20 protein-coding genes and 1 other RNA gene are annotated in these 20,719 nt (G+C 58.4%); 10 read left to right on the top strand and 11 right to left on the bottom strand.

Translation table 11 applies throughout. The features are described from left to right. Positions 1-25 precede the first annotated feature (25 nt). Positions 26-1,015 carry a porphobilinogen synthase gene (gene hemB, locus IPK79_07350; GenBank protein MBK8190253.1) on the bottom strand — a complete coding sequence of 330 codons (990 nt, stop codon included), beginning with the start codon at positions 1,013-1,015 and terminating at the stop codon, positions 26-28. A gap of 397 nt (positions 1,016-1,412) precedes the next feature. On the opposite strand from hemB, the gene IPK79_07345 reads away from it, so the two are divergent. From IPK79_07345 to IPK79_07335, 3 genes are all read left to right on the top strand, one after another. After that, on the top strand, positions 1,413-3,062 hold the full coding sequence (locus IPK79_07345) for a cellulase family glycosylhydrolase (protein ID MBK8190252.1): 1,650 nt from the start codon (positions 1,413-1,415) through the stop codon (positions 3,060-3,062). Positions 3,063-3,142: 80 nt separating this feature from the next. After that, positions 3,143-3,481 (top strand): histidine triad nucleotide-binding protein, encoded by a 339-nt coding sequence (locus tag IPK79_07340; GenBank protein MBK8190251.1) that lies wholly within the window; start codon positions 3,143-3,145, stop codon positions 3,479-3,481. A gap of 130 nt (positions 3,482-3,611) precedes the next feature. Further along, complete coding sequence (locus IPK79_07335; GenBank protein MBK8190250.1) at positions 3,612-3,785, top strand: 30S ribosomal protein S21; 174 nt, start codon at positions 3,612-3,614, stop codon at positions 3,783-3,785. Between the two features lie 108 nt (positions 3,786-3,893). Here IPK79_07335 and IPK79_07330 read toward each other — a convergent pair whose 3' ends face one another. Continuing rightward, entirely contained in the window at positions 3,894-4,130 is a 237-nt protein-coding gene (locus tag IPK79_07330) for a hypothetical protein (protein MBK8190249.1), read from the bottom strand. 403 nt (positions 4,131-4,533) lie between these two features. On the opposite strand from IPK79_07330, the gene IPK79_07325 reads away from it, so the two are divergent. Beyond that, positions 4,534-5,010 carry a hypothetical protein gene (locus IPK79_07325; protein ID MBK8190248.1) on the top strand — a complete coding sequence of 159 codons (477 nt, stop codon included), beginning with the start codon at positions 4,534-4,536 and terminating at the stop codon, positions 5,008-5,010. Between the two features lie 127 nt (positions 5,011-5,137). On the opposite strand, the gene glnA is transcribed toward IPK79_07325, so the two are convergent. The 4 genes from glnA to IPK79_07305 all read right to left on the bottom strand — a co-directional run bounded on the left by glnA (position 5,138) and on the right by IPK79_07305 (position 9,069). Continuing rightward, positions 5,138-6,493 (bottom strand): type I glutamate--ammonia ligase, encoded by a 1,356-nt coding sequence (gene glnA, locus IPK79_07320; protein ID MBK8190247.1) that lies wholly within the window; start codon positions 6,491-6,493, stop codon positions 5,138-5,140. A gap of 294 nt (positions 6,494-6,787) precedes the next feature. After that, positions 6,788-7,615: a 23S rRNA (guanosine(2251)-2'-O)-methyltransferase RlmB gene (gene rlmB / locus IPK79_07315; GenBank protein MBK8190246.1), complete on the bottom strand. Its 828-nt coding sequence runs from the start codon at positions 7,613-7,615 to the stop codon at positions 6,788-6,790. Further along, a complete protein-coding gene (locus IPK79_07310) occupies positions 7,605-8,738 on the bottom strand; it encodes a hypothetical protein (GenBank protein ID MBK8190245.1) in 1,134 nt (377 codons plus the stop codon). Before IPK79_07310 ends, rlmB begins: the two co-directional genes overlap by 11 nt. Positions 8,739-8,832: 94 nt before the next feature. Next, complete coding sequence (locus IPK79_07305) at positions 8,833-9,069, bottom strand: hypothetical protein (protein ID MBK8190244.1); 237 nt, start codon at positions 9,067-9,069, stop codon at positions 8,833-8,835. Positions 9,070-9,282: 213 nt separating this feature from the next. Between IPK79_07305 and IPK79_07300 the strand changes: the two genes are divergently transcribed. The 5 genes from IPK79_07300 to IPK79_07280 all read left to right on the top strand — a co-directional run bounded on the left by IPK79_07300 (position 9,283) and on the right by IPK79_07280 (position 14,232). Beyond that, entirely contained in the window at positions 9,283-10,107 is an 825-nt protein-coding gene (locus IPK79_07300; GenBank protein MBK8190243.1) for a hypothetical protein, read from the top strand. A 290-nt stretch (positions 10,108-10,397) separates the two neighbouring features. Further along, positions 10,398-11,189, top strand: a complete 792-nt coding sequence (locus IPK79_07295; GenBank protein MBK8190242.1) for an enoyl-CoA hydratase/isomerase family protein — start codon at positions 10,398-10,400, stop codon at positions 11,187-11,189. Between the two features lie 7 nt (positions 11,190-11,196). After that, positions 11,197-12,723 carry an ATP-grasp domain-containing protein gene (locus IPK79_07290; GenBank protein MBK8190241.1) on the top strand — a complete coding sequence of 509 codons (1,527 nt, stop codon included), beginning with the start codon at positions 11,197-11,199 and terminating at the stop codon, positions 12,721-12,723. Next, positions 12,720-13,283, top strand: coding sequence for an acetyl-CoA carboxylase biotin carboxyl carrier protein subunit (locus IPK79_07285; GenBank protein ID MBK8190240.1), 564 nt, complete (start codon positions 12,720-12,722; stop codon positions 13,281-13,283). Before IPK79_07290 ends, IPK79_07285 begins: the two co-directional genes overlap by 4 nt. Further along, a complete protein-coding gene (locus IPK79_07280; protein MBK8190239.1) occupies positions 13,276-14,232 on the top strand; it encodes a hydroxymethylglutaryl-CoA lyase in 957 nt (318 codons plus the stop codon). Before IPK79_07285 ends, IPK79_07280 begins: the two co-directional genes overlap by 8 nt. Positions 14,233-14,296: 64 nt before the next feature. Here the strand turns inward: IPK79_07280 and IPK79_07275 are convergent, their stop codons facing one another. The 5 genes from IPK79_07275 to IPK79_07255 form a co-directional block, all read right to left on the bottom strand. Next, positions 14,297-14,497 (bottom strand): hypothetical protein, encoded by a 201-nt coding sequence (locus IPK79_07275; protein ID MBK8190238.1) that lies wholly within the window; start codon positions 14,495-14,497, stop codon positions 14,297-14,299. A 310-nt stretch (positions 14,498-14,807) separates the two neighbouring features. Continuing rightward, positions 14,808-15,890 (bottom strand): DegT/DnrJ/EryC1/StrS family aminotransferase, encoded by a 1,083-nt coding sequence (locus tag IPK79_07270; protein ID MBK8190237.1) that lies wholly within the window; start codon positions 15,888-15,890, stop codon positions 14,808-14,810. Between the two features lie 163 nt (positions 15,891-16,053). Continuing rightward, entirely contained in the window at positions 16,054-16,689 is a 636-nt protein-coding gene (locus tag IPK79_07265; GenBank protein MBK8190236.1) for a hypothetical protein, read from the bottom strand. Positions 16,690-16,732: 43 nt separating this feature from the next. Beyond that, positions 16,733-17,085, bottom strand: an RNA gene (gene rnpB / locus IPK79_07260) — RNase P RNA component class A. A 36-nt stretch (positions 17,086-17,121) separates the two neighbouring features. Beyond that, positions 17,122-18,783, bottom strand: a complete 1,662-nt coding sequence (locus tag IPK79_07255) for a hypothetical protein (GenBank protein MBK8190235.1) — start codon at positions 18,781-18,783, stop codon at positions 17,122-17,124. A 15-nt stretch (positions 18,784-18,798) separates the two neighbouring features. Between IPK79_07255 and IPK79_07250 the strand changes: the two genes are divergently transcribed. Then, the gene (locus IPK79_07250; GenBank protein MBK8190234.1) at positions 18,799-20,214 is read left to right on the top strand and encodes a DUF512 domain-containing protein; all 1,416 of its coding nucleotides are present in this window, start codon (positions 18,799-18,801) and stop codon (positions 20,212-20,214) included. Positions 20,215-20,719: the final 505 nt, after the last annotated feature.

The following is a 20,719-nucleotide window of genomic DNA, read 5'->3' as shown; positions in this document are numbered from 1 at the left end:
AAAAACATAACGAGAATAGTAATATTTACGGCATCGCGTCACGCATCAACCAGCGCGCAGCATCCACGGCGTGATACGTGATAATCAGATCAGCTCCGGCGCGCTTAACGCCGCCCAACAATTCCAGCGTGACAGCCTCTTCGTCAATCCAGCCGTTTTGAGCAGCAGCCTTGATCATGCTGTACTCGCCCGAAACGCAATACGCGGCAATCGGCGTCGAGACCATCTCACCCGCCTGATAAATCAAATCGAGATAGCCGAGCGCAGGCTTAATCATGACGATATCGGCGCCTTCCATAACATCCAGGGTGATTTCTTCAAGCGCCTCGCGCGCGTTACGCGCGTCCATCTGATATGTTTTGCGGTCGCCGAAAACCGGCGCGGATTCAGCAGCTTCGCGAAACGGCCCATACAGGCTACTGGCGAATTTCGCCGAATAGCCCATCACAAGGGCATCGTCCAGACCGGCCTCATCCAGCGCTTCGCGAATAAACAGGGCTTGTCCGTCCATCATCGCAGACGGCGCAACAACATCTGCCCCGGCAGCGACTTGCGAGACGGCCACCCGAGCGATCAATTCCGCAGAAGGATCGTTCAACACGCGTCCTTCCATCACGATGCCGCAGTGGCCATGGGTCATGTATTCGCATACGCAGGTATCGGCCATCAGAATCACGTCATCGCCGAACTGCTTCTTAATGCGCCGAATCGCCCGCTGAATAATGCCATGATCGTCCCACGCAGCCGTGGCTTCCTGATCCTTCTCCTCCGGCAGCCCAAACAGCAAAAAGGCTTTGACGCCATACTCCAAGGCTTGCCCGATTTCAATGAGCGCATTGTCAATCGAGAGCTGATAGACGCCCGGCATGGCTTCCACCGGCAGACGCGCATCGCCGCGATCGCTTATAAACAGGGGGTAAACAAAATCGGAGGCGCGCAAGTGCGTCTCAGCCAAGAGTTCTCGCAACACCGGGGTTTTACGACGGCGACGCAGTCGTGTCATCGGAAAAGTCATAACAGCGGATTCCCTGCAAGACGAACGCTCGGGAAGGTCTCATGCGACCACCCCCGCCGCATCAGACTAGCCGAAGCGTCTGGCTGTGGCAATCGGCGCAACGATTCCTCCGGCGTCAAATTACTACACGCGTAACCTGTAAACCCCTGTAACGACGCCATCATGAGAAATCTGGCGAATCTCTCAACAGTCTCTACTATCTCAATACGCCATCGCGATCCTGCAGAAGTTCCCGATATTCCTGTCAATACTGCGGATCCTTAGCACGGCGTCGACCTGACGCAAATGAGCGCTTTGAGTATCGTTAGGTGTTTTAGAGACAAACGCGCTTCTTGCTCAGGTCGGCGCAGATGGCGAGAAATTCGACGCCCCCGCGCACAGACTGGAGAGTGTATGAATGGGAATTTCTGACGCTCAGCTTATGTCTAACTTGCTCCAAACACTGCAACTGATGAATTACCAGCAACAGAACATCATCGCAGACCCGTTTCTGAGCGGTCCCAATTACAATGCGTTCCCTTTTGGGGGCAATCTGTCCACCTACGCGCAGCCCTCTATCGGCGGCCCGCTGGACTGGTGGATGCCAGCTCCGACGACGCAACCGACGCCTGCATATTACAATGCCGCGCCGGTCAACTTATCGGCGATCCCGCCCGATTTCTTCGCCAATCTCTTTCAGGCCTTTAATAGCCCGCCCGCCTCTCAAAACGTGACGCCCTCAACGACGAGCGCCACAAGCGCCCCTACCGCCAACAAAAGCGCCGCTGTGAAATCAGAAATGTTTTCAAGCGTATTTCAACCTACAGACGCAGCCCCCACCGCCCGCACGGCTCCTGTCGCCCAGGCGGCCGCCGTCAGCGCGCCCGTTACATTGTCCGCCACGCGCTCAGCCGCCACAAATACTGCGGTCGCGGCCTCCGATAGCTTGACCAATCCGGGCGATGCGCCCAGTCAAATGGGCGTCCATGTGCACGTCAAAGACCTTTACGGCGCCAACAACCTTATCAACAGCAAGGATCTCGATATGATGCAAGCAGCCGGAGTCAAATCGGCGCGCTTTGACGTGTTATGGTCCGACGTCGAGAAAAAGCCGGGCGTCTTTGATTTTAGCCGCTACGATGCCGTGGTGGACGAAATGACCAAACGCGGCATCAAGCCGATCATAATTCTGGGCTTTGGCAACCAGCACTATCCCCAAGAACAGAAAGCGTCGATGGACGGATTCGAGCGTTACAGCGTCGCCACCGCCGAACACTTTAAAGACAAGGGCGTCATCTGGGAACTGACCAACGAGCCCAACAGCGGACAGTTTTGGAAACCGGGCCCCAGCGCAGACGAATACATGTCGATGGTTAAATCGCTCGCCCCGAAACTGCGCGCCGCCGACCCGTCGGGCCAGATTATCGCAGGCTCGACGGCAGGGACGGACACGGATTTTCTGGTCAAGTTGTTTCAACAAGGCCTCCTCGATCAAGTTGACGCAATTTCAGTCCATCCTTATCAGGCCTTTCCCAACCGCGCACCGGAAAACGTCAAGGCGGAGCTGGACAAGCTGCGCAATGCCGTTGACCAGTACGCGCCGGGCCGAAATTTCCCCATCGTCCTGGGAGAATGGGGCTATTCGACCGCCCAAGGCGAGATCGACCCACAAACGCAGGCCGACTATCTGGTACGCCAATCGATGCTGGCACAACTCAACAAATCCCCGCTCAATATCTGGTACGACTGGAAAGGAGATATCGAAGGCCGTAACGGCCAGGCCGAAAAAGAGCAGCAGTTTGGTATTGTCTCCGCCGATGCTCAAAATACCAAGCCCGCCTATAGCGCCATGCAACAAATGACGCGGCAACTCGAAGGCCTGCACGTCGATCAGCGCCTCAAGACCGGCTCACCGAACGATTATCTCCTGCTCTTTACCGATGGCGGCAATCGCTCCACGGTCGTCGCCTGGACCAGCGACCCCGCGCATACAATTTCGGTTGGAGGCGCAACGGTGACTCTCTCCGGGACGCCGCAGTATATCCCCTTTGAAAGTCTGCGGACGTAACAATCGCGCGAGCGCCGCCAGTTGCGCTTTCGCTGCAGCCGCGCCAGAATAAGAGGCGTCGTCAAGCGGAGAGCGCGTCTATGTCATCGTCCGATTGCCTGTTCTGTAAAATCGCCGCCGCAGAGCTCCCGGCAGACGTCGTTTATCGCGACGACGCGGTGACAATTTTTCGGGATATTCATCCGCAGGCGCCAACCCACCTGTTGATTATTCCCAACCGCCATGTCGCCAGCGCCTCGCAAGTTGCAGATCCGCAGGTTTTTGCCAGCCTGTTCAGCGCCGCGACCGCTATCGCCCAAGACCATGCCCTGCGCGATTACCGCCTGGTCATTAATAACGGCGCCGGGGCAGGGCAATCCGTTTTTCATCTGCATGTTCACCTGCTCAGCGGTCGCGCCCTGCAATGGCCGCCGGGCTGAGAAATCCGTCCACCCGACGACTTCTCGCCGCAAGCAATTGCGGAGCCTAATGGGATATGCTACGGTACAGAGAAGAGCCCTGCAATGGGACGCCTTGATCGTCCCACGCCCCGGAAGGGGGTGAGTGTCCATGGCAGAAATTGAAGTCAATCCCGGCGAAAGTATTGAAAGCGCGTTGAAGCGTTTCAAGAAAAAAATCCAGAAAGCCGGTATCCTGTCGGAAATCAAACGCCGCGAACGGTATGAAAAGCCCAGCGTGCGTCGCAAACGCAAATCGGAAGCCGCCAAGAAGCGCAGTCGATAAGCGATTTTCAGCATCTGGCTCTAAAAAAATCCCCTCTCGGCTTGCCGGAGGGGATTTATCCCGTTTTCTAGAGAGTAACTTGTGTGGCCAACGTTTGGCAGGGCGCGCCTACGCGTTGGCGCCGCCGCCAAACAGAAGCGAATCAAAGAGCGCGTTCAGTTCCTTAGGATTCATAAACGCATCTTTGGGGCGAACAAACGCTTCTTTTGGCGTCACGAACGATTGTTTCGCAAGAGTCGTCGCCTCTTTCGGCGTGATAAACGCTTCCCTGGCGAAGGACTTCGCCTTTTTAGGCGTTAAAAAGGCCTCTTTCGGCGACGGAAACAATCCGCTCAACAATCCCATAGGGTTCTAAGTCCTCTTACTTCTCTCTCTCTTTTTTCCCAACAGCGCATGCTTTTAATGGGCAAAGCTACCGCGGGACGACGCTACTGACGATGACGGCAGCCAAACGCGCCTGAGACGACGTTTGTTCGCTCGTCGAATTCGCTATCCTGTATTCTCTCTTCCAACACGATTCACTATATAATTATATAAACATACTTTTGGAGTTTTACCGGATTGCTTAAGGATCCCTTAAGAAAGATCCGTTTAAAAACGTTACAATTGAAACTTGCCATCCATGTGGCGAGTATGAGGGAATAAGCGCACAGGATGCCCTGAAACGTTCGACGCACCCAAGGGGTTCGCGAACAACCATGGAAAGGCGACTGTCATTGAGTATGTTTGGATACGGGAGACTTATTTCATGAAATTATGGCTGACTTTGTTCGCCTTGACGGCGACCTGTATGACCTCCGCCTATGCCGAAAACGGCCATCGTCCCGAGACGCCCAGCGGTTTGGAGCATCGTCCGGCGATGGTGGACAACGATCATCGTCCCGCAACGCCCCCCGGAATGGCGCATCGCAAGCCCATGATCGAGCAGAAAGAACACGGCAAAGAGGGCCATTCAACCAAAACGCATGCGCCTGGCGTCGATCACCGCCAGGCCATGGAGCATCAACGTATTCGCCAAGGCCTCAAAAGCGGCGAACTCACCCCGAAAGAAGCCCGGCGTCTGAAGCGTCAGCAAGCCAAGATTCGCCAAGAAGAGCGACGCTTTAAGTCGGATGGCTCTCTGTCGCCAGCCGAACGCGCCAAATTGCATCGCGATCTGGCCCGTCAGAACAAAGCCATTCATCACCAAAAGCATGACGCGCAACAAAAGCCGCGCGCCCACTAAATGTACTGAGCCAAGGGCCTTCAAGTTTTTGAACGGTCCTATTCAAGCCAAAACCCCTTGCTTCCTGTCGGGAGCAAGGGGTTTCTTTTAGGCGCGTCAACGTTCGACGCAAGACAAAGGAGATGGACTAGAAACGCGGCATGTAGCGCTCGATTTCCCACGGCGAGACATAGGTGCGGTGCTCATCCCACTCGCGACGCTTGGCCTTGATGAACTCGGCATAAATATGTTCGCCGAGCGCCTCTTTGGCGACATCGCTTTTTTCCAGCTCTTCAAGGGCTTCATTCAAGCTGCCGGGCAGAGAATCGACGCCATGGGCCTCGCGCTCCAATTCTGTCAGCTTATAGATGTTGGCCGTGAGCGGGGCTGCAGGCTCCAGCTTGTTTTTCACGCCGTCCAGACCAGCCATCAACATCACGGCGAAGGCCAGATACGGATTGGCAGAGGGATCCGGCGAGCGCAGCTCTACGCGCGTCGCGTTACCGCGTTTGGCCGGAACGCGCAGCAGGGCGCTGCGGTTAGCGGTTGACCACGCAATATACACAGGCGCTTCGTAGCCTGGCACCAGCCGTTTGTAGCTGTTGACCGTCGGGTTGGTGATGGCGGTAAAGCCGCGCACGTGCTTCAACAGACCCGCGATAAACCACATGGACTCCTGACTCATTTGGTAGTCGCCGTTGGGATCGTTAAAGGCGTTGGCGCCGTCCAGACGGGCCAGCGACTGGTTGCAATGCATACCCGAGCCGTTGGTGCCGTATAGGGGCTTGGGCATAAACGTCGCGTGCAAGCCATTGTCGGCGGCAATTTTGCGGGTAATGATTTTAACCGTGGTCACGTTATCGGCCGTTGAAAGAGCTTCGCCATATTTAAAGTCGATTTCGTGCTGGCCATGGGCGACTTCGTGGTGATCGGCCTCGATTTCAAAGCCCATTTTTTCCAGCGTGTCGACGACTTCGCCGCGCACGATCTCGCCGCGATCATCTGGACCCAGATCGTAGTACCCGCCGGCGTCGTGGGTGCGGGTGGACATATTGCCGTTCTCGTCGCGCTCAAACAGGAAGAATTCCAGCTCGGGACCCACGTTATAGCGAAAACCGAGTTTTTCGGCTTCGGCCAGCACACGTTTAAGGTTGTTACGCGGACAGCCGTCAAACGGCGTGCCATCCGGGTTGTAGATATCGCAAATCAGCCGCGCGATGCCGCGATCGCCTTCGGTCCAGGGCAAGACCTTGAACGTAGAACGATCGGGATAGAAGTACATATCCGAGGTCTCAATCGTCCGAAATCCGGCAATGGAAGACCCGTCGAGCATCACTTCGTTATTCAGGGCGCGCTCCAACTGGTCGACATGCACGGACATGTTTTTTGGTAAGCCATGAATGTCCACAAATTGCAGACGGACGATTTTAACGCGGTTCTCACGCGCTTCGCGGACGATATCTTCTACTGAGGGAGTAGGCCGCGAGGCGCAGGCTTGACTCATGGTCATCTGGATCGATCCTTTCTAACCGGTCGCCTGAAAAGCGACCCGTTTGCTAACAAGAGGGCTCATCAACATCCACGAGATAACAGGTTTAGACGCGTCCGTTCACTCGTTCACAAGCGCGCTCAGGACGCGCGTCTTTTCAGAGCGGCGTTCTTTCCGGTATTTTCATTCTCCCGAGTTCTCTTGACAAGGCGCCGCCTGAAAATCCGGGCCTATTGTACCCAAGAAGCGCCCAGATGACCAGATTCTATTGCAAATACGTTAACGCCTCGGGCATAAACGCTTAAAGCTTCAGACATTCGGGGCCGGGAAACGCGCCTGAGCGTCGAACGCCAGCACAGCGGCGGCGCACGCGACATTCAGAGAATCAACGGCCCCCGCCATGGGAATAGTCACCCGAAAATCGCAATGCTCGCGCACCAGACGACTCAACCCCGCGCCTTCCGCGCCCAACGCCAGCACTGTCGGCATCGCATAATCCTGTTGACAGTAAAGGCGCGCGCCCGGTTCTTCGGCCACCGCGCCAACGCTCCAGAAGCCGCCGCGCTTGAGTTCTTCCATCGCCTGCGTCAGATTGCCGACCACGGCGACATCCATGGCCGCGTCTGCGCCGCTGGCCGCCTTGGAAACCGCCGGACCGAAGCCAGGACAATCGCGTTTACTCATTACGACGGCGGAAAATCCTGCAGCGTCGGCCACGCGCAGAATTGCGCCGACGTTCCGAGGATCCGTCACGCCATCCAGCAGCATCACGCGCGGCCAAGCGCCGGCGGCGAGTTGAGGCTGAAGTTTTTGCAGCAAGCCGTGCAGATCCAGCAGCGGCTTGGGCGCCACAATTGCAATCACGCCCTGATGCGGAATCGCCCCGCCGCCTTCCGTCTCGTCTGCGCTTTGACCCTGAGCGGCTAACGCCGCGAGTTTTTTCCAGGGCGCGCGCTGAATTGCGACCCCCGCCGATTCCGCTAACTCGCGAATCCTGTCCAGGCGTTTATCGGGTTTGGCGTCCTGCTCGAAAATAATTTTAAACACCCGCTCGGGGGATGCCTGCAAAAGGGCCATGACGGCATTCTTACCGACTACGCGCGATTGCGCGGCCATCTCCGACGCGTCAGCGGGCATCACGGTAACGCCATTGAGCGGTTTGCGGATCGTAAACAATCGGCACGCGCGCCAGAACGCCGTTGGCGCCCACCGGCGGAGGCGTATTGTCGCGTGACAGCAAGCGAACCCGACGTTGATCCAGATCCAGCTCCCAGACGCCCCAGAACACGCGGGCGGTTGGCGTGAACGCCGTAGCCTCGACGATCGCCAAATGCTCACTCCCTGGCCGAAACCCCAGCGGCAGCAAGTCCCACTGGGCGTCGTTCCAAACGGGTGCGGCAGAGACAGCCGCCGAATCGAGATCATGAGACGCCTGCTGATCCTGCCAATAGGCACGAATCGCGCGTTGCAAGTCACCATATACTGAGACAACCCGACGATTGCCATCGTAAAGCAGAATATCCGTGGTTTTAAGCCCGTAATAGAGAACCCCGCTGCGCCGCTTAAACAGCAGACGGCGACCTGAGGCCGACCAATCGACCACCGTCAGCGTCTCAAAACGATACGGGCGGGTGCGAGAGAACCCCGCCTTAAAGATCGCCTCGCGTTGCGACAGCGTCAACGCGGGTTCGTAGCGGCTGGCCAGCGCAATTTCCGCCGCCGATGGAGCGTGACTGTCCACGCGGCCCCCGGAAGCAGAACCAGAGGAAAAACCAGGGGAAGCGCTGGAAGAAGAAGCGGAGGGCCACCAGAAACGAGGCCGCATCCCACGGCGAGGAGCAGCGGGCGGCGCAGACAAATTGGCAGAAGAAGCGCTCGCCAACGCGCCTGCGGGCGCAGAGTCAGGCAACGACTCATGGCGGCTTTCAGACGTCGGCGACGCGAGCGTCACCACGTATAGCGCCGCAATCGTCTGACGCGCATCCGGGATAAAAGAAATCTCAGAGTACGCCATGCACGCGCGATCCGGCGAAACAACGGCGTCCGAGCGCAGCCATTTGCGAGATTCAATCCGCCAGAGATCCAGTTCGCGAGGCCGCGCGTTGTACGGCGTAAAAGCGATAACGCCCGACGCCGGCTGAGAGGCGCCTGTCGACGCGTCAGGGTCCGGTTGCGAGGAGAACGCAGAACCGCCAAGCGTGGCCGCAACCAAAACAGAGGAGGCTCTTACGAACAGTTGCGTAAAACACAGGCTGCGCATGCGCAGTTTGAATCGCCTTGCGTTTGAGAAAACGCCTTTATTGTCACGGGTCCAACGATCGACGTCAAGCGATGCGCTTTAAAAGGCGGGCGTTTCAGCGCGATCCGCCCGCCATGCGACGCAAGACGTCTGCCTGATGAATCACGCAGTCATGACCCAGACAGTGATCAATCATCGCCATCGAATCGTTCAGGCGTTTTTCGCGCAAACGGGCCAGCGTCGGCTTGGCCTGCTCTTCTTGCATGTGTGCCCACTCATTCAGGAGTTTTCCCATTGCGACTTTCTCCACAATCAGCGTACGCCCGCCCTCACACGCGTCGGCGAGCCTCATTCACAGCGCGTCATGCCTGTATTATGCCCGGTCCCCCATGCTTCAAACAATTCTTGACGGAATTGATACAATAAAAAGAAAGGGACGATAATAGGGATTATAGCGGGCAGACGCCCGTCCGCCCTTCGCGCCGATTCACTGTCAACAATTCCGCTTGAGCGTCTTTCATGCGGGGGAAAGCGTTTCCTCGCTACGCCGAAGGAAGATCAATCCATGGCCGTCGCGCCTGTTTCTGTCGCTTCTACGCCCACAGCGCCTCTTGTGAAGCCACACGAGCCGGACGCATCCAGTTCGGAAACATCCAAAAAGAACAAACCGCAGGGCGTTACAGAAAACACCTCGTCGCTTAAACACCCCGACGGGCCTTTTACGCGTTTCAGCGCGCCGATTAACTCAATTACGCTGCCTACGCGCCGACAATTTTTTCGCCAAAGCCTGATGCGCAACCTGCTCCCCAGTTACGAGCGTGGATTTATTCGCTATTTCAAGACGCTTAAAGACAATCCCGCTTTCGGCATAGGCGTCGGCGCGCTCACGCTGGGGTTGGGCGGATTGTTTACCGCCTTTCGGCGACATCATCGGGTGATTGAAAGCGCTTTTCTGGTAGCGGCTATTGGCTATCCAGTGATGGCGCTCGCGCGTCACGTCCCCCAAATGGGGCGGGCTTATGACACGCTGGAAACCGGCCACGATCGCGCAAAAGCCGACGAGGAATTTAAAACCGCTCTGGACGCGCTGGTTTTCAAAATTGGTCATGTGTACCTGAAACCGCTGGGCATCACTGCATTTCTCACCTACCCGTTGATGAATTTCCGCCGGGTGGCGATAGGAGGCGGGAAACGGCTGATTGCGCAATCGCTTGAGCGAATGGCCAAAGCGCCGCCGCATCCCAACACGCGTAACCGCGCCGATTTATTGTCTCGTCTCGATGCGCAACTCACCCAACTGGAGAACGCGCCTTGGATCGTCCGCCAAAACCAGTGGGCCAATGCACTGGCCGCATGGGGCGACCGGATCGCAGCGCGGCTGTCGTCCTAAGCGCGCAAGCCCTTCTCCTGTTCTTCAGGATCTCGTGGAAATCAGAATCGCGCCAAAAAAGAAGGCCCTCTTTCCCTGAGAGCCGTCTGGTTCGTTATCCACAAAGGCGTAAAGTAACCACCTGTCGACTTTGCGCGTAGTCTCGCACAAAGTTTGTCACCCCCCTATGCTACCGAAACGCCCCATGGCTGAGGACGCCCAAACAGAGGAATTTAGAGACAAAACAGACGATAAAATTCCTCCCTTCGGAGGACCCCGAGCAAGCCGCCCGCCGCTGCTATACTAGAGCTATGTCTGCCTCACTCGATCTGACCTTTCGCGGACGCGCGGCCATCATTGAATTGCGTCGCGCCGACGTCCACAACGCGCTGGACGGCGACACGGTCATCGCGCTGCATCACGCGCTGCAGCAGGCGATGCAGCACGCCCGCGCCCGCGTCATCATACTGCGAGCAGCAGGCCCTACGTTTTGCGCCGGGGCGGATTTAAGGGGGATGGCCGACGCCTCGCCTATAAATTCGGCGCGTAGCGTCGCCGAAGCCCAAGAATTGGCTGAAACGCTGGCGCTTCTCAGAGAAGGCCCCAAGCCCACAATCGCCCGCGTTCAAGGCAATGCGTTCGGCGGAGGGGTCGGGCTGATCGCCGCATGCGATATGTCGTTTAGCGTCCCGAACTGCGCGTTCGCTCTGACAGAAACCCGTCTCGGCCTAATCCCGGCGGTGATTTCGCCTTACGTGCTGGCGCGGCTGGGCCCCTCACACACGCGTCGCCTGTTTTTAAGCGGTGAGCGCATCAACGCTGCTCAAGCATGCGCGATGGGATTACTTCATGACATCAGCGCCGATGAAACAGCGTTGGACGCTCGCATTGAGGAGACGATCGATCATCTCGCGCGAGGCGGGCCGCAAGCGTTGGCGCAATGTAAACAGCTCTTAGCAACTCTGACGCCGATTCCGTCTGAGATCCGCGCCACGCTTTGCCAATGGATTGCCGATTGCCGACAATCAGCAGAAGGCCAGGAAGGCATGCGCGCGTTTCTGGAAAAGCGCGCGCCTTCATGGCTGACATCGGAGCGCGACTAAGATGCTTTTGCGCCCGATTAGAAAGGTTCTGGTCGCCAATCGCGGCGAAATCGCCGTACGGATTCTGCATGCCCTGCGCGAAATGCGCATTGCATCGCTCGCCCTGCGCTCAGACGCCGATCGCGACGCCCTGCACGCCCAACTGGCCGATGACGTCGCCGATTTACCGGGCGAGAGCGCAGATCAAACCTACCTCAATGTAGACCGCATTCTGGCTCTGTGTCGCGAGCGGGGCGTCGACGCCGTGCATCCCGGCTACGGCTTTCTGGCAGAAAACGCCGATTTCGCCGATGCCTGCGCGCAGGCTGGCGTTACATTTATTGGTCCCTCGCCGCAAGCCTTGAGAACGTTGGGCGATAAACTTCTGGCAAAATCCGCAATGGCGACGGCGGGCGTCTCCACAATTCCAGGCTGGAGCGGCCATCTGCAAACGAATGAAAGCGAGATCGCGCAGCAAGCGCAAAGCATTGGGTATCCGATTCTGGTTAAAGCCGCGGCCGGAGGCGGCGGAAAAGGCATGAGACGGGTAAACGGACCTGACGAGTTAACGCAGGCGTGGCGCGCCGCCGCCCGCGAGGCCCAAAACGCCTTTGGCGATGCGCGGGTTTTTCTGGAAAAATGCCTCGACGGGGCGCGTCATGTCGAAGTTCAGATTTTTGGCGACGCCGAGGGAGGCGCGCTTCACCTGTTTGAGCGCGATTGCTCGATTCAGCGGCGTCATCAGAAAATCATTGAGGAGTCGCCGTGTCCGGCACTCTCGCCCCAGACGCGCGAACGTATGACCGCCGCCGCCCTAAAAGCGGCCCAAGCAGTCGGTTATCATGGCGCAGGCACCGTCGAATTCTTACTGACGCCGCAAGACGACTTTTATTTTTTAGAGGTGAACGCGCGGCTTCAGGTCGAGCACCCTGTGACGGAAGCCGTCACAGGCGTCGATCTGGTTCATGCCCAGCTATTAACCGCGCAAGGCCTGCCGCCGGGATTTTCGCAGGAAACGTTGACAACGCGCGGCCACGCCATCGAATGCCGCATTTGCGCGGAAGACCCAGCCCGCGGGTTTTTACCCGTAACCGGTGAGATTAAAGTATTTCGCCCACCGGTGATTCCGGGCGTTCGCGTGGACAGCGGCGTTCAGACAGGCGATCGGGTCACGCCGCATTACGATTCGATGCTGGCCAAGGTCATTGTTCACGCCCCCTCACGCGCGCAGGCTCTCGCCCGCATGCGCGCCGCGCTGGATGATTTCGTTATTCTGGGCGTGACGACTAATCTACCGCTGTTACAGGCCATTCTCGTCGACGACGCCTTTACGAAAGGACGCTATGACACGTCGTTTCTCTCCCATAGACCGGATTTATTGTCCCCGGATGGACTGGCAGATCATCCCGAAGATCCACGCTTGGCGCTGGCGGCCGTGATCGCCGCGCATGCGCCCTCAGCGCAATCCAGCTCAAAGCGAACCGGAGGACCCGTAAGCCCATGGCGTGACAACGAAGGCTGGCGTCTCGGCGCAACTGGGAGCCAACTCCCATGACGGAGCATCGCTTTCGACTGGGCGCGCCCGGCCCCGACAGCCCGCAGGTGGAAGTTTCAACGCGGCGCGAAGGCGATTGGCTACACGCGACGATTACACAGCAAAGTCACACTTCTCACGTGACGATTCTCGGCGATTTGTTGGCGAAGAAAGCCGATCGAGGACTCTTGACGCTGCAAGACGGTCGGCGTTTTCGCTATGAAATCGTCGTCTGCGACCGCGAGGTCTGGGTTTGGGTTTCAGGCCGAAGCGTTCGCTTTTGCATAGAGGAGAAGAGCTCCTCGCGCCCCAAGCGCGCCAGCGCCAGCCCCGGCGACGCGGCCGAAACGTTGACAGCCCCCATGCCCGGCGTGATACGACAAACGCCCGCAAAACCCGGCGAGCGGGCCAATCGTGGCCAGACGCTCATGGTCATGGAATCAATGAAGATGGAACTGTCCATCGTTGCGCCGTTTATCGGGCAGATTGAGACCCTTCATGTCGCGGCCGGACAAATCGTTGAGCAAGGCGCGCCGCTGCTGACGCTGCGCCCTGCCACGGACCCTGACGCCGATGACTGAAACCGCCTGGCCTGACGCCGCGCGCATTGTCGAAGTCGGCCCGCGCGATGGTCTTCAAAACGAAGCCGTGCTTATTGCCACGACGGATAAAGCCGCTTTTATTCGCGGGCTCATCGCCTGCGGTCTGCGCGAGATTGAGGCGACCTCATTCGTCAATCCCAAGGCAATCCCTCAACTGGCCGACGCTGACTCGCTGATGGCTCTGCTCACGGACGCTCCCGAAGCAAAGGCCTCCGACGTCTGCCTGAGCGCGCTGGCAGCAAATGAGCGCGGCCTGGATCGCGCGCTGGCTAGCGGCGTTTCTCGCATCGCCCTGTTCACGGCCGCTTCTGACGCTTTCGCCGAGCGCAATATCGGCCAAAACGTCGCGCAGTCGCTGGAAACATTCTCACGTCTGGCGCAACGCGCCCAAAGAGAAGGCGTCTCGATCCGCGGATATGTATCCACCTGTTTTGTCTGTCCCTATCAGGGAGAAATCGAGCCGGAAGCCGTTTTACACGTGAGCGAAGCGCTGCTGACGATGGGAGCAGACGAAGTGTCACTGGGCGATACAGTTGGCCTTGCCGTCCCCACGGATATCGAGCGTCTGCTCACCCGTATGCTGAAAACCCTTCCAGCGCAGCGCCTGGCCCTGCACTGCCATGACACCAGCGGCACAGCGCTGGCCAACATCACGCGCGCCATGCAATTGGGCCTCACCACGTTTGACGCGTCCGCCGGGGGCTTGGGCGGATGCCCCTACGCTCCGGGCGCCTCAGGCAACGTTGCGACCGAAGACGTCGCTTACCTGATGCAGCGCATGGGCGTCGAGACGGGCGTGAATCTCACCGCTCTGGCCGCCGTCTCGCAGCGGATGGAAAGCCTTCTGGGTCGATCATTGCCCAGCCGCCAACTCCAGCGCCTTAAAACAAAGTCGACCCCTGAGGCGCGCGCATCAGGAGCCGACTAGAAAAGTTGTAAACGATTGGAAACAGCGATAGATGCTGAACCGCCAGCCGCTATCGATCAGATGATTAATTCATACTGTGCCATGGCAGTAGTTCTGACCAGAGTTCGCCGTTGGGACTGCCGATATCTTCCTTTTGAAGGCGGGAGATTTTAAAAATCTCGGATAAAAACGAGATTTCCAGTTGCATAAAGGCGTCCACATGAACGCGGTTCTTGGTCGGTTCTGGCAAAATACCTAACGTGAGCGCCATTTCCAGTTCATTCATGGTGGGTGTCTTCTCCCTGACCGTTATCTCTCACTTGTCTCAGCGGGTCTCAACAGCAATGGGGGGGACAGAATGTTAAGACTATATTATTTAAAAAACATTTTTAACGGCGCGATTGCGTCCATCCCCGGAAACGTTACACTCCGTTATGGAACGCGCTCAAGGCAGGCCGCATCTACGTTTACGCCTTCTGTTGAATCGGGATCGCCCCAAACGTCCCCTTAAACCACATGGCATCCCAACGAGACGCCCCAGACTCAGCGCGCTGGACGTATTAACAGCGATTCCCGTTTTGACTTAATCGGCGGCGCTAGCGGGCAGCGTACCCGAAAAATGCGCGGACGCCCTGGGCCACGGCATCGACTTCCGCCTCAGTCAATTCAGCAAACATCGGAAGCGACAGGCATGTCGTCGCCAGGCTTTCCGCATGCGGAAAATCGCCGGGAGCGTATCCCAAGGCCGCGCATGCGGGCTGTAAATGCAGCGGCAAGGGGTAGTGCAGCCCGGTGGAGATCCCTCGTTGCGCAAGAAAGCGCGCCAGATCATCGCGCCGGTCCGTTCTCAGAACGTATTGATGATACGCGTGCGTGCGATCCTCACGGGTTTGAGGCAATGCAATTTCTGCAACGTCTTCGAGCAGCAGACGATAACGCTCAGCCCACTGCTGGCGGCGCTGATTCCAGCCATCGAGCCGCGCAAGCTTAATCGAAAGGATTCCGGCCTGAAGCGCGTCCAGACGGGAATTGACGCCTGCCAGCGCATGCTCGTATTTGGTCAGACGACCATGATCGCAGAAGCGCGCCATGGCCTCTGCCAGAGCAGGATCCTGAGTCGTCACCGCGCCGCCGTCGCCGCAGGCGCCCAAATTTTTACCCGGATAAAAGCTGAACGCCGCTGCCATCCCCAGCGCGCCGACGCGACGGCCTTGATACAAAGCCCCATGCGCTTGGGCCGCGTCTTCAATCAACGCAAGTCCGTGTTGCTCGGACAAGGCTGCCAGCGGCGTCATATCCGCCGGCTGTCCATACAAATGCACCGGCAGAAGCGCGCGCGTGCGCGAAGTCAGGCGCGCAGCGGCCTGCGAGGGGTCGAGAGTCATGGTCACCGGGTCGATATCGGCCAGAACAGGACGAGCACCCAGCAACATCAGCGGTTCCAGCGTCGCGATAAACGACATGGCAGGCGCGATTACCTCATCGCCGGGCCTTACGCCTAACGCCCTGAAAATCGCCAACAAGGCGTCGGTCCCGTTGCCAACGCCCACGCAGCGCGCCACGCCGCAATACTCAGCGAAGGCCGCTTCAAAACTGGAAACCGCATCGCCGCCAATAAAGGCCGTGGCGTCCAGCGCGCGGGCGATGGTCGCATCCACCTCGGCGCGAATTTCGGCCATCTGGCGAGCCAGGCTCAGTTGCGGGATGGCGACAGGCGCGGCGGCGTACGTCACAGGGGGCGTCCTCTTACGATCGATGTTTTGGATAGCGTTTCTGACAGCGCCCTTTATTCTATCGAAAAGGACGGCACGCTAAAAATCTGGCTACCATGAACCCCAGCGGCTAGAAGCTCTCGTTCAGTTCGCGATCCAGCTCGGCCCGGGCCTGGGTAATAACGCGAAGGTCTTCGATAGCCTGCTGGGCGCGTTGCAGCTTGATCTGAACCGCGTCATCGTCCATGGCCGCCTCCAGCGTAGAACTCCGCAAGTCGGCCCGAAACAGATTCACCCGCCGCCACGTGCGCCAGGCGTCTTCCAGATGTGTCACGGCAGCGCTCATCAGCCGGTACGAGTGAAATTTATCTTCCCCCTGCCCCAGTCGTTCGCGCAGTTGGGCGCGCTCCATCCGCAGACTCTGACAAAACGCGCCGAGTTGTTGCAGCGTAATATCGCCCTGGCGTTGGCGCAGCCGTTCGCGAAAGGCCATCAGCTGGCGCGTCATTTCATCTGCCTTTTGAAGATAAGCCCGGTATTGCCGCCCTTGCGGGCTGTGGGACGCTTGCGCCCACAGGCGAATCGGTTCGCGCGTCTCACCTTCTGCCTGGGCGGCGGCCGGACGGGTCAGCAGCCGATCGATGTGGGCGATATCGCCCGCCCCGTCGGCCCACACGGGCGCCATCAAAGCTATCATGATGACCCACAAGGCCAGCGCCCTCAGCAGCGGCAGGGCGCGCGCGGCGTTTAACTCGACGATCACCATCGCATCTGTCTCATGAATCGGGGAGGGACATGCGAAAAAAGCGGGAAAGAGCTGGCCATAAGCCGGGTTCTGTCGAGGACGGTCATCTGTCTGGGCCGCTCGTCTCCGAACGGCTCAAGCGGACTGACGCTGAAAGCGGGCGGGCAGCCCATGCGCTTTCAGGGCCTTGCTCCAGTCGGGGCTTACCTGGCCAGGGTCTTTCGGCCCTGCCGGTGGGCTCTTACCCCACCGTTGCACCCTTGCCTGTGCCGCACTCGCGCGCGGCCATCGGCGGTCTACATTTCTGTGGCGCTATCCTCGCGGTCGCCCGCACCGGGCGTTACCCGGCGACTTGCCCTGTGGAGCCCGGACTTTCCTCAGGCGCGCGCACGCGCCCGCGACCGTCAGTCCAGCTCTTTCCACCTTGGTATTATGCCACAATCGCACGATTTATCAGGCTTCATTCCAGGCGTCAATCACCGCATTAACCAGCGCCGCCAGCGCCTGAGAGGCGCCCGACGCTTCGCGCAGGCGCAACAGGCGTTCTTCGACGCACCGACGACCAAACTGACGCGTGAATCCTATCGACAGGGCCTTCTCGGCGTCTTCTTCCGAAAACGACTGCAGCTTTAAGGCTTCCGTAGCGGCCAGCGCGGCAAACGCTCCCGTGTCCTGCGCATTCAACAGATAAGCGGCCTCTGCGAGGCGATCGCGCATAATCGCGCGCCATTCGGTACGCATCAGCGCTTGCGCCAGAGACATCGCGCAGCGATCCATGGCTTCAATAAAGCGCGCCGGGCCCCGATTTTCGGCAAGATTTTCCTGCGCGGCCAGATTCACCGACGCCAGCGCCTCGGTGATCAGCGGATGATCGCCTTCTTCGAGAAACCACGTCTGAAAGTCAGGATGCTGATACAAGGCGCCGGTTTTCGGGGCCCATTCGGGCCGCGCCAGCGCCGCGCAGAAGGCCAGCGGATCGAATGGATCGTCCGGGAAATCCTCTATCAGGGCTTTCCAGCACGTGTATTCATATGGAATCCGGCGCTTGAGGCGACGACTCGTCGCTTCGGCGGCAAGCAGTTTCTGGCGACAATAGGCGGGCGAAATCGGAATTTTTAGCGATTCTTCGTAGAATTTTTCAGTTATGCGCAAAAAATCCGGCTCGCTGAGCTGATAAAAGCCAAAGCAATCAATGATGCCGTGCTGATCGTTAATCGCCACGCTCATCAAACACACGTCACCGTTGGGATGACGTCGAGTCAGAATCACGCCCTGATTGCCAATCCCGTCGCTCAGCGTGATCGAACATGCGTCAATCGTCGTCGCCGTCAACAACGGGTGCGGCGCCTCAGCCTCCGTGTCGTTCTCGATCGAGAACGCGCCCGAAAGCTTTAACTCGTTCAGTGCCAGCTTCACCCATTTGGCGCGCGGTTGCCCCACCGGCAGGTGATGCGAAAAATCATCGAGGAAAATAGCCGCTCGCCGCGAGCGCGATCCGCCCATATAACGAAGCATCGCCTCTTCCAGCTCAGGCGTCGGTCCGGCCAGCAGCATGGGAATATAGAGATTGAGCAAATGCTCCGGCGCATAGTCGCTTTGCAACGATTGCGTCAAATTGAGCTGTTCGCCAGCAGGCAGCGAGAAGATGAAATCAATAAAATCAATCAAGGCCTCAGGCACGCGCGAGGCGACCTCGAGCATACGCTCGGTTTCGCGACTGATGAGGCCTTGCGGGTCATCGAGATAATCGAGATATAAATCCGGGTCGGCATTGTCGCCCAGATGCCGCAGAATAAGGTTCGCGGCGTCTTTGACCTCGTCTCGCGCGTCATCGTTCCGAATAATGTCCCACAGAGGCTCTTGCAGCATGTCCAGCGAACCCAGCTCCATCAACAGCTCCATGAGCGATTGCAGGACCGCGCTTTGCTGGGTGCGGCGCATCTCTTTAATGAGAATCTCCAGAACCGCCTGCCGATCCGGGATGATTGCCAGACGTCGAATCTGCTTTTGACGTTCCTGCTGAGACGGCGATTCCATCACGCTGAGAAACATCACCACGGCCAGCGCCTCGCTGCGAATCAGCAATTTGGACGTCATCGGCGACGGATCAGTCATGCGAGCGGGGTCATCGTGGCAGGCGGGAAGTTATCAAGGGCGCAAAGGCGGTATACTGGGCGCGAGATGGAAATCTGGATTCATTCAGCGGCGCCGGGCTCTCCGGCGCAGAAAGCGGGCCTGGGGCCCGGCGATCGCATTCTGTCGATCAACGGCAGAGCCGATCTTGAAGACCTGTTCGACTGGCAATTCGAACTCTGTGATACAGCATACCTTGAGTTACAAGTGCAGCGTACCGGCGGAACGGAGGAGACGCTGATCGTCGAAAAAGATCCCGACGCAGATCTCGGTCTGACGTTCACCTCGCCAGTATTTTCGCCGATTAAAACCTGTAATAATGCGTGCCCGTTCTGCTTTATCGATCAGCAGCCCCCCGGCCTGCGCGCCAGCCTGTACGTGAAAGACGACGACTGGCGCCTGTCGTATTTTAACAACACGTATATCACCCTGACCAACCTGACGCCGCGCGACCGCCAACGCATGAGCGCCATCCGACCGGGGCCGTTATATGTGTCGGTCCATGCGACAGATCCCGCGATTCGCGCGCGACTGCTGGGCGATCGCCCGCGCGGCGGCGATATCCTTGCAGAATTACGCTGGCTCGCGTCGCTGGAGATTCCCTTTCATGCGCAGATTGTCGTCTGCCCCGGCATTAACGACGGCGACGCGCTGAGTCAGTCGCTGGCAGATCTGGCCGCACTCCGCCCCCATGCGCTTTCTGTCGCCGTGATTCCCGTGGGGCTGACGGCCCATCGCGCCCATCTGCCGACCCTGACGCCTGTCGACGCCGAGAGCGCCCGCGCGGTGATCGCCCGCGTAGAAGCCTTTCGAAGCCGCCCCCCTCAGCGTCGCAGAAAAAACGATTCCCTGACAGATTTCGTGTTTCTTTCAGATGAGTTTTATTATAAGGTCGGGCTCCCCATCCCCGCCTATGGCGACTATGGGGATTTTCCGCAACTCGATGACGGCGTGGGAACCGTACGCCTCCTTATGGACGATTTTTTCGCGTTGTCGCCAGCCCTCCCGGCGCGTCTCGACCCGCCTTGCCGCGCGTTGATTCCCACCGGGCGGCTCGCCGTCATGGCGTTGGCCCCTATCGTTAATCGCCTGAACCAGATAGAGGGTTGCTACGTCGATACGCTGGCCGTTGACAGCGATTTCTGGGGCGATCGCGTCGACGTCGCCGGACTTATTACGGGTTCTGACCTGATTAAGACCCTGCGTGCGCACGATCTCAGCGGCTATGACTTCGCCGTGATTCCGTCAGTGATGCTGAAGCAGGACACACGCCTGTTTCTGGACGGCCTGACCGTAAACGACGTCTGCGAGCAAGCGGGATGCCGCCTGGAAGTAGTAGAGGATCCCTACAGCGCAGAAGAACTGCTCGCGCGTCTGGGCATTATTCTTGCCACCTCAGCTCCCGCGACCTAATAAAAAGGCGCCTGGTGAGAGGCGCCGCGTGTGGTTCATCAGGGAAAGAGAGAGAGAGGTGGGATTATAGAGGTGGATTATTACAGTGGCGTTGCGTGTGGGGATAGAGATCATGAAAAAGCGGGTCGCCGTCTGGCGTATGGGCTCTCTGGCGACAAGAAGGGTATCGGCCCGCCCGCTCGAATCTGCATACGCCGAATAGAGGAATTCCCCGACATCAGGCCCTCAATCCTACATGCCCTCTATCTCCTCCGCGCAGGGCTTGACGCGGATCTCCTCTTTGCGTTTTCGCAGAAATCGCTATACTGACAGAGATACAGGCAGGCAAACTCCCGAAAACTGTTCTTGAGAGAAAGCCAACAGAGAAAATTAGAGATAGAGAGAGGATTCTGACATGCCCCCTTACGCTCCCGCCAGCGCCTTAATGCGCATCGGCGACATCGGCCCCGCTGTGGCCACGGCCCAACAAGCGCTACAATCGTTCGGTTTTTATCACGACGCCCTG

The sequence above is a fragment of the Vampirovibrionales bacterium genome, assembly GCA_016712355.1.
Classification (GTDB): domain Bacteria; phylum Cyanobacteriota; class Vampirovibrionia; order Vampirovibrionales; family Vampirovibrionaceae; genus JADJRF01.
This window is presented reverse-complemented; position numbering and strand designations above follow the sequence as displayed.